At 66.6% G+C, this 8,728-nt stretch carries 8 protein-coding genes; 5 read left to right on the forward strand and 3 right to left on the reverse strand.

Annotated features, from left to right (window positions below; translation table 11 throughout):
* The 4 genes from QZZ33_RS06820 to QZZ33_RS06835 form a co-directional block, all read left to right on the forward strand.
* Positions 1-969, forward strand: a 969-nt coding sequence (locus tag QZZ33_RS06820; RefSeq protein WP_291379019.1) for a sugar ABC transporter permease, incomplete at its 5' end; no start/stop codon positions are given.
* Positions 966-1,838 (forward strand): carbohydrate ABC transporter permease, encoded by an 873-nt coding sequence (locus QZZ33_RS06825; protein ID WP_291379020.1) that lies wholly within the window; start codon positions 966-968, stop codon positions 1,836-1,838. The genes QZZ33_RS06820 and QZZ33_RS06825, both read left to right, overlap by 4 nt.
* Before the next feature lie 61 nt (positions 1,839-1,899).
* Entirely contained in the window at positions 1,900-4,110 is a 2,211-nt protein-coding gene (locus tag QZZ33_RS06830; protein WP_291379026.1) for a glycoside hydrolase family 3 N-terminal domain-containing protein, read from the forward strand.
* 136 nt (positions 4,111-4,246) lie between these two features.
* Positions 4,247-5,197: an NAD(P)-dependent oxidoreductase gene (locus QZZ33_RS06835; protein ID WP_291379021.1), complete on the forward strand. Its 951-nt coding sequence runs from the start codon at positions 4,247-4,249 to the stop codon at positions 5,195-5,197.
* Here QZZ33_RS06835 and QZZ33_RS06840 read toward each other — a convergent pair.
* The 3 genes from QZZ33_RS06840 to QZZ33_RS06850 form a co-directional block, all read right to left on the reverse strand.
* Complete coding sequence (locus QZZ33_RS06840) at positions 5,163-6,509, reverse strand: deoxyribodipyrimidine photo-lyase (protein WP_291379022.1); 1,347 nt, start codon at positions 6,507-6,509, stop codon at positions 5,163-5,165. The genes QZZ33_RS06835 and QZZ33_RS06840 overlap by 35 nt on opposite strands.
* A gap of 70 nt (positions 6,510-6,579) precedes the next feature.
* Positions 6,580-7,134, reverse strand: a complete 555-nt coding sequence (locus QZZ33_RS06845; RefSeq protein WP_291379023.1) for an NADPH-dependent FMN reductase — start codon at positions 7,132-7,134, stop codon at positions 6,580-6,582.
* Positions 7,135-7,272: 138 nt separating this feature from the next.
* Positions 7,273-8,025, reverse strand: coding sequence for a MerR family transcriptional regulator (locus QZZ33_RS06850; protein ID WP_291379024.1), 753 nt, complete (start codon positions 8,023-8,025; stop codon positions 7,273-7,275).
* A gap of 95 nt (positions 8,026-8,120) precedes the next feature.
* Between QZZ33_RS06850 and QZZ33_RS06855 the strand changes: the two genes are divergently transcribed.
* The coding region (locus QZZ33_RS06855) for a dihydroxy-acid dehydratase (RefSeq protein WP_291379025.1) at positions 8,121-8,728 on the forward strand (608 nt) is incomplete at its 3' end.

Below are 8,728 nucleotides of genomic sequence, written 5' to 3' on the forward strand. Positions count from 1 at the left end.
GTCGACGGCGCGCAAGCGTCGTCGACGAGGCCGCGGCCTGCCAGCGCAAAGACCTCGCAAAAGCGTCGGTCTCGCCATTGGGGCGAGATCGCGATCTTCGCGGGACCAGCGTTGGTGGTGTTCTCCGTCTTCGTCATTTTGCCGGTGGTGCTCGCCGGTTACGTCAGCTTCTTCAATTGGGACGGAGGCGGTGACCTCGGCGACTTCGTCGGTTTCGACAACTACGCCAGGGTCCTTCAAGACGACATCTTCATCAGCGCGATGAAGAACAACGCCTTCATTGTGGTGATGTCCCTTGCGATCCAAGGGCCTCTGGCCCTGGGAATCTCGCTGCTGATGAACCGCAAACTGCGGTTCCGCTCGGGATTCCGCACCATGATCTTTGTGCCGTACGTGCTGTCAGAGGTAGTGGCCGGTGCCATGTGGCGCCTCATCCTCGACCAGCGCGGCATCCTCAACTCCCTGTTGGTCCAAATGGGGATCTTCGAGACTCCACAAGAAGCCATTGGTTGGCTCTCCGAGACCACCCTGGCCATGTGGACCATGATGTTCGTGCTGACGTGGAAGTACCTCGGTCTGGCGATCATCCTGATGCTCGCGGGTCTTCAAGGCGTCCCCGACGACCTCGTCGAGGCCGCCCAGATCGATGGTGCGTCGTGGTGGCAGGTGCAACGCAGGATCACGATCCCGTTGCTCGGACCCACTATCCGCGTGTGGATGTTCCTGTCGATGATCGGCGCCATTCAGTTGTTCGACATGGCACGACTCTTGACCAACAACGGCGCCCCATTCGATACCACGTTCACGATGGCGATGTTCGTGATCGACCGCGCCGTCACCGGCCGACAATACGGCTACGCCACCGCGGCCGCCGTCATCCTGTTCGCCATCTCGATGACCGCCGCGCTGCTCTTCATGCGGTTCGTGATGCGGCGTGACAATGAGACAGAAGGGAAGGGCGTAGTATGACCGCCCTGGAAACGCGCCGGGAGTCGACGCCGTCGTCCGGACGCAAAGGCAAACTCAGCGACGTCGGCGCTGCCGCGTACTTCGTGGCGATTCTCGTCGCCGGATTCTCCATCGTTCCCGTCCTCTACATCATGTACTCGGCCTTCAGGACGAACGGGCAGTTGTCCGCGTCGCCTGCTGGGTTGCCCGATCCCTTCGTGCTGTCCAACTACACCGCAGTGCTCGGCGACAGCGCCTTCTGGCAGATGCTGTTCGCCTCAACGGTGATTGCGCTCGCAACCACCGCGGGGGTGGTATTCCTCGGGGTCATGGCTGCATACCCGCTGGCCAGGTACGAGTTCCCTGGTAGAGAGGGCCTGTACGCGTACTTCACGGCTGGGCTGCTCTTCCCGATCACGGTGGCGGCATTGCCGCTGTACCTGATCCTGTTGGAGTTGGGCCTTCCGGGAACTCCGTGGGGCCTTGTGCTCCCGCAGGTCGCCTTCCAGTTGCCTGTCACCATCGTGATCTTGCGGCCGTTCGTGAGGGCCATTCCGCGCGAACTCGAAGAGGCCGCGGCGATCGATGGCGCGGGGCGAGTGCAGTTCTTCTTCAGGATTCTGCTACGGCTCACCACTCCGGCGCTCGTGACCGTTGGCGTGTTGGCATTCGTCGGCAGCTGGAACGCTTACCTCTTGCCGTTGCTCATCGTGCAGGGCTCCGAGTGGACCACACTGCCGCTTGGCGTGGCCCGCTTCCAGTCCGACCACTCGCAGGATACGGCGCTGATCTTGGCGTTCCTGTCACTGGCGATGCTTCCAGCCATCCTGTTCTTCACGATGATGGAGCGCAAGATCGTCTCTGGCCTCTCCGGCGCGGTCAAGGGTTAGCGGCGTGTCGGCCGAGGCCCCCGCAAGGATCAGCGCGCGGGTTGTGGACCTGATCGCCCAGATGACTCTCGACGAGAAGCTGGCGCAAATCGTCGGCTTCTGGGAGGGAGAAGAGGGCGACTCTGTGGCCCCCATGCAGGGCGAGTTGGCCACGATGGGCAAACTCGACCAGGCCATGGAGCACGGGTTGGGTCACCTGACCCGCGTGTACGGCACCAACCCCGTGGACGCTACTGAGCGTGCCCAGTACCTCTGGGACCGCCAGCGACAGTTGGTCAAGGGCACCAGGCTGGGCATTCCGGCATTGGTCCACGAGGAGATCCTCACCGGCCTGTCGATGTGGAAGTGCGCGACGTTCCCCACGCCACTGGCGTGGGGAGCCGCTGGCGATCCGGATCTGGTCGAGCGCATGGGTGCCCTCATCGGCACCTCCATGCGAGAACTCGGCATTCACCAGGGCCTCGCGCCCGTGTTGGATGTGGTGCGGGATCCACGGTGGGGGCGTGTCGAAGAGTGCATTGGCGAGGATCCTTACTTGGTGGGGGCCCTCGGCACCGCGTATGTCCGCGGCGTCCAGTCCGCCGGTGTGCACGCCACGCTCAAGCACTTTGTGGGCTACTCCGCATCGAAGGCAGGGCGCAACTTCGCGCCCGTCTCCGCTGGTCCGCGCGAACTGACGGACCAGCTCCTCATTCCGTTCGAGATGGCGATTCTGGATGGCAACGCACGCTCCGTGATGCATTCTTACGCGGAGATCGACGGCGTTCCAGTGGCGGCCAACCCAGAACTCCTGACTGGAGTGCTTCGCGACCAGTGGGGATTCGACGGCGTGGTGGTCGCCGACTACTTTGGCGTCGCGTTCCTGCGGCACTTGCATCAGGTGGCGCCAGACCTCGCGGATGCGGCACGCCAGGCGCTTGCGGCAGGAGTGGACGTCGAGCTTCCCACTGGCGACGCCTATGCGGCGCCGCTCAAGGCCGCCATCGAGGCGGGCGACGTGGACATTGCCTTGGTGGATCGCGCGCTCTACCGCGCGCTCGCTCAGAAGGAGGATCTCGGTCTTCTCGACGAGGATTTCTCGGGTGACCCGCCGACCGACGTAGTGCTCGACGGACCAGAGCATCGCAAGGTGGCACGCACGCTCGCCGAGGAGTCGATCGTGCTGGTGTCCAACGACGGCACGCTGCCGTTGGCCACCGACTCGCGTGTTGCCGTGATCGGCCCCAACGCGGACCGTTTCCAGGCGCTGTTCGGTTGCTATTCCTTCGCGAACCACGTTCTCGCGCAGCGTCCTGGCGTCGACCTTGGCTTCAGCGCGGAGCCCGCCGTCGCTGGCATCCGGGAGGAGTTCGGCGATGTCGAGCTCGTGCAAGGTTGCGCGATCGATGACGATGACACGTCCGGCTTTGATGCGGCAGTGGCCGCGGCGACTCGCGCAGAGGTCGCCGTGCTGGTGGTGGGTGACAACGCCGGGCTCTTCGGTCGGGGCACGGTGGGCGAGGGTTGTGACCGCGATGATCTCGAACTCCCTGGTGTGCAGCGCCAGCTGGTCGAGGCGATCATCGCCACCGGCACCCCCGTGGCGTTGGTGCTCATGACCGGACGCCCGTACGCGGTGGCGTGGGCGACGGAGAAGTGCGCGGCAGTGGTGCAGGCGTTCTTCCCCGGCGAGGAGGGGGCCTCCGCCATCGCGGGTGTGCTGTCAGGGCGGGTCAATCCGTCAGGGCGTCTTCCCGTGAGCCTGCCTCGTTCCTCAGGGACGCAGCCGTACACGTACCTACACCCCACGTTGGGCAGCGGCACCGACGTCACCAATCTGGACCCAAGTCCGGTGGCGGTGTTCGGACACGGCCTGTCCTACACGACGTTCGCGTACGAGGGCTTCGAGGCTGCGGCTCAGGTGCCCACCAGCGGTGCCATGACTGCGTCAGTGACGGTCACCAACACCGGCGAGCGGGCGGGCGGACACATCGTCCAGTTGTACGCGCGTGACCACGTCGGTTCCGTCACCCGTCCCGTGGCGCAACTGGTCGGTTTCCAGCGCGTGTACCTGGAGCCCGGGTCAAGCGCCAAGGTCGATTTCGAGGTTCCCACCACCCGCGTGGCGTTCACCGATCGCACCATGACGCGCGTGGTCGAGCCCGGCGACATGACGTTGTGGGTGGGCGATTCGTCGCAGCGGGTGGCCGAGGCGGCGGTGACACTGACGGGGCCGACGTTCCCCATCACCACCGAGTCACCGCGCCTCACCAAGGCCACAGTTCAGTCGTAGCGACAGCGGCGGTCGGCGCTCGTCAATTCAGGCGGCGACGATGCACCGGCCGCCACTGTCGTTGCCTTGCGGCAAGCCACCTGCCACGCGGCCGACGTCCCGCTGCCGCGAGCGACATCGGTGGAAGACTGGCGGCATGATCACCGTCTCAGTTCCAGAACAGGCCGTTGCAGACGCGCTCGGACCCGTCGGCGACGACGCGCGGGTCATCGTGTGGGATCCAGCCGAGTCCGACCCTCCAGAAGACGAGCGCGACCGCATCACGATCGCGTGTCTGGCGCACTACACGGGGGGCCGCACCGTGTATGGGCGTCTGGGGATGTGTGGAGAGCTCGAGGTCATCCAGATACCCTCGGCTGGCTTCGAGCACGCACTGCCGTTTGTCCCCGCCGGGGTGTCGCTTGCGAACGCTAGGGGAGTGCACGACTCGCGGGTGGCCGAGATGACGCTCGCTCTGGCACTCGCCAGCAGGCGGGGCCTCCCGCAGTTTCTTGACGCGCAGCGGCGCGAGAAGTGGGAGCCGGTGTTCGATACCCGCAGCGTTGCCGATTCGCGCGCGCTGGTGGTCGGCTACGGCAGCATCGGCGCGGCGATTGGTGTGCGGCTGCGCGCCAGCGAGGTACACGTCGAAGGCGTGGCGCGAACGGCAAGGACGGCGCCGGACGGGACGACGATCCACGCGGTCGAGGACTTGCCGACGCTGCTGCCAGCTTTCGACATCGTCGTGATCGTCACTCCGCACAGCGAGGCGACGGACAAGCTGGTAGACGCCGAGTTCTTGGCGGCGATGCCGGATGGCGCGCTCCTGATCAACGTGGGACGCGGCAAGGTGGTGGACACGGACGCCCTGCTGGCGGAGCTCCAGTCCCGGCGCCTGCACGCGGCGCTCGACGTCACGGAGCCAGAACCGCTGCCTACCGGTCACCCGCTGTGGTCGGCGCCCCAGTGCATCGTGGTGCCTCACGTCGCGGGAGTCGAGGTGCTCACCAATCGCAGGTTCACTGACGTGGTCAAGCGGCAGATCGAGGCGCGCCGCCGTGGGGACGACCCGGTCAACTTTGTGGCGATGGGCGCTTTCCCCGCGTGAAGTCGGCGAGCGCGATCTCGCGTTCGGCCTTGTGGTCCACGATGCGCTCGGGGTACGCGGGGGTGTCGAGATCGGGCAGCCAGCGGCGCACGTAGGCGCCTGAAGCGTCGAAGGTGTCTCGCTGAGCGTCAGGGTTGAACACCCTGAAGTAGGGCGCCGCGTCGCGCCCTGTGCCAGCCACCCACTGCCAGTTGAGCTGGTTCTGGGAGTGGTCGTAATCGAGCAGGGCACGCCTGAAGTGATCGGCGCCGCGTTGCCACGGCACATGCAGGTCCTTGATGAGGAAGCTCGCCACCACCATGCGCACCCTGTTGTGCATGGTTCCTGTCGCGGCCAGCTCTCGCATGCCCGCGTCTACCAGGGGGAACCCGGTGCTGCCCGCTCGCCACGCGTCGAAGGCGGCGTCTGCGTTCTTGCCTGTGGCCCACGCGTCGTCTGGAATGACCCGCTTGAGCGAGGCACGCAGTGCGTCAGGGTGGTGGAACAGGACGTCCGCGTGGAACTCACGCCAGGCCACCTCGGAGGCGAAGACGGCGGCTCCGTTGCCGTACGAGGCGTCGGTGGCTGCGGCGCCCTCCGCAGCGGCGAGCAGGGTGCGCGGATGCACCTGGCCGAATGCGAGCGGCACACTCATGCGGGACGTGGCGTCCACGGCTGGCACGTCGCGCTCGTCTGCGTATCGGGCCAGCGGCCCGGAGACGAAGTCGCCGAGCCTCTCGAGCCACGCGGACTCGGTGAAGGGCGGGGGATAGCCGAGCGGGTCCTGCATGTCGCCGAGCGCGGCGTCTTGATCGAGATCGATGTCGGAGGTGAGGGGCACCAAGCGGGCAGGGTCAGCGGGGCTGGCAGGGCGGCGCCAGCCGTGCTCCCTCCACGCCCGCAAGAAGGGCGTAAACACCTGGTAAGGGCTGCCATCGCTCTTCAGCACGCGCCCAGGGGCGACGGCGTAGGGCGAGCCCTCAAAGCGCAGTTCACGGCCGTCGTCGGCAAGCGCCCGTTGCACTGTGTCTTGCTCACGCAGCGCGGAGGGGGAGTACTCGCGTTGGGCCCACACCACCGTGGCCCCGACCTCGCGCGCGGCGGTGACCACCACGTCGGCCGGGCTTCCATAGCGGACACCGATGGTGCCGTCGGCATCCTCGCGAAGGCTCCACAGCGCCCGGGCGAGGTAAGCCCTGCGGCGCCCAGACCACTGACGCAGCGCGGGAGACCACGGGAAGACCGCCGCCGCCGGGCCATCGGCTTGCGCCTCGAGAAGGGCGGGGTTGTCGCCAAGGCGGGCGTCACGTCTGATCCACCACAGCGCAGTCATGACAACAGAACCTCGCGGCCCGCACTGGTGTTCCCCGGCAGGCCGCGAGGTTGTCGCGTCGCGGGTGGTGTTACGCGGCGACGGTGGCGTAGCGCTCGACGTGGGCGACGGTGGCCGCCAGGAATCCCTGCAGCACGGCGGTGACCTGCTCGTCGATGAGGGCGCCCTCTGCGTCCCACGCTCCCGCGCGGTACTGCAGGAACACCTCTGGCTGGCCAAGCGTCGGCGCGTTGAGGTGGGCGAGAATGGCGCGCAGGTGCTGCTGGGCGGCCGCGGTGCCGATGGCGCCGATCGACGCGCCGGCGATGGCCACGGGCGTGCCGTTGAAGGAGTTGGTTCCCCATGGGCGCGAGGCCCAGTCGATCGCGTTCTTGAGGGCGCCTGGGACGGAGCGCAAGTACTCGGGTGTCACGATGACGATGCCGTCGACGCCCTCAATGGCGGACTTCCAGTCGAGTGCGGCCTGCGGGTAGTCGCCGTCCACGTCGGGGCTGTAGACGGGCAACTGGCTGTAGTCGAGTTCGACGAGCTCGACACCCTCTGGCGCAAGCGCCACCAAGGCGTCTGCGACCTTGCGGTTGATCGACGTGCTGGACAGGGAACCGACGATGTAGCCGAGACGCATGAGTACTCCTTGAAACGCGGTTGGGTGGGTCTGCCGACATCGTTGGCGGTCTCCCTGTGCAACAACGGGTGACGCGTCAACTATTCCGGAAGGTGACAAGTCACTCTCATCCACGCGGCAAGGAGATCCCGGGACCGGCTACAACCGGGAGCGCGCGAACTCTGCAGCAGCGTCCCTGAGAAGTTCCGCCGCGCCCGGCGCCACCTCGTCGTAGTGGGCCTTGAAACGCTCGTCGTCTACATACATCTGGGTGAGCGAGCGGTAGGCCTCCACGTCTGGGGTCCAGATCTGGCTCACCCATGCGTAGTGCTTCGCGGCGATCTCCTGAACCTCGGCGCTGTCGGCGGTAAAGCCCACCCGCACGGCGGCCCCAAGGGCCTCCACGATCTCGCGGTCCACGCGCATGTGGCTCTTCTTGCCTTCCTCGCCCAGGCGCTCCCAGTTCGCGTTTGAGCGGTCGACGGCGTCGTCGCCCCAGCGCTCACGTGCCTCTGGCTCATACTGCTGGTGGTCGAAGCCATCAAAGATGTGGTCGGCGGTCATGGGCTTTCCCTTCTCGAGTGAGTCGATGGTGCGGGCCACGGTGGCGGCCAGGCGGGCGTAGCGCTCGCGCTCGGCAGTGAGGCCCGCGAGGTGATCACGCAGCAGCGCGATCGTGGTGGAGGGGTCGTCCGAGTCGACGATGGTGGCGATGCGGTCCAGACTTGTGCCCAGCTCGCGGAGCACGAGGATGTGCTGGAGCCGTAGCAGTTCTGGCTGGCCGTAGCGTCGGCGCCCGTCCGGACCGGTCCAGGAGGGGGTGAGGAGGCCGATGTCGTCATAGTGCCGCAGCGTCCGGCTCGTGACGCCGCTCATTCTCGCGACGCGGCCAATGTCGTAGTCCGTATCCATGGTGACCACTGTAGAAGTTGACGGAGCGTCAACGTCAAGCCCACTTTTCGGGGGCCGCACGCGGCGGCGTCCGCGCCAGTCCTAGACTCCGAGGTATGACAAAGACGCCAGACATCAAGCCCCGCTCCCGGCAGGTCACCGACGGCCTGGAGGCGACGGCCGCGCGCGGCATGCTCCGCGCCGTCGGCATGGGTGACGACGACTTCGCGAAGCCCCAGATCGGCATCGCGAGCTCGTGGAATGAGATCACTCCGTGCAACCTCTCCCTGCAACGCCTCGCGCGCGCCTCGAAGGAGGGCGTCCACGCGGGTGGCGGATACCCGCTTGAGTTCGGCACGATCTCCGTGAGCGACGGCATCTCGATGGGCCACGAGGGCATGCACTTCTCGCTCGTGTCGCGCGATCTGATTGCGGACTCGGTCGAGGTGGTCATGCAGGCGGAGCGGCTGGACGGCTCCGTGCTGCTGGCCGGCTGCGACAAGTCTCTGCCCGGAATGCTGATGGCGGCCGCGCGCCTCGACCTGGCGGCGGTGTTCCTCTACGCGGGCTCGATCATGCCAGGACACGTGAAGCTCGAGGACGGCACAGAGAAGGACGTCACGATTATCGATGCCTTCGAGGCCGTCGGCGCGTGCAACGCTGGCCTCATGTCGGAGGCCGACAGGCTCGCGATTGAGAAGGCCATCTGCCCTGGCGAGGGGGC

The organism is Demequina sp., assembly GCF_016278775.1.
Classification (GTDB): domain Bacteria; phylum Actinomycetota; class Actinomycetes; order Actinomycetales; family Demequinaceae; genus Demequina.

Excerpts from the sequence above, each read along its gene's own strand:
- QZZ33_RS06825 (WP_291379020.1), top strand. The coding sequence starts at position 966 with ATGACCGCCCTGGAAACGCGCCGGGAGTCGACGCCGTCGTCCGGACGC.
- QZZ33_RS06830 (WP_291379026.1), top strand. The coding sequence starts at position 1,900 with ATGACTCTCGACGAGAAGCTGGCGCAAATCGTCGGCTTCTGGGAGGGA.
- QZZ33_RS06835 (WP_291379021.1), top strand. The coding sequence starts at position 4,247 with ATGATCACCGTCTCAGTTCCAGAACAGGCCGTTGCAGACGCGCTCGGA.
- QZZ33_RS06840 (WP_291379022.1), bottom strand. The coding sequence starts at position 6,509 with ATGACTGCGCTGTGGTGGATCAGACGTGACGCCCGCCTTGGCGACAAC.
- QZZ33_RS06845 (WP_291379023.1), bottom strand. The coding sequence starts at position 7,134 with ATGCGTCTCGGCTACATCGTCGGTTCCCTGTCCAGCACGTCGATCAAC.
- QZZ33_RS06850 (WP_291379024.1), bottom strand. The coding sequence starts at position 8,025 with ATGGATACGGACTACGACATTGGCCGCGTCGCGAGAATGAGCGGCGTC.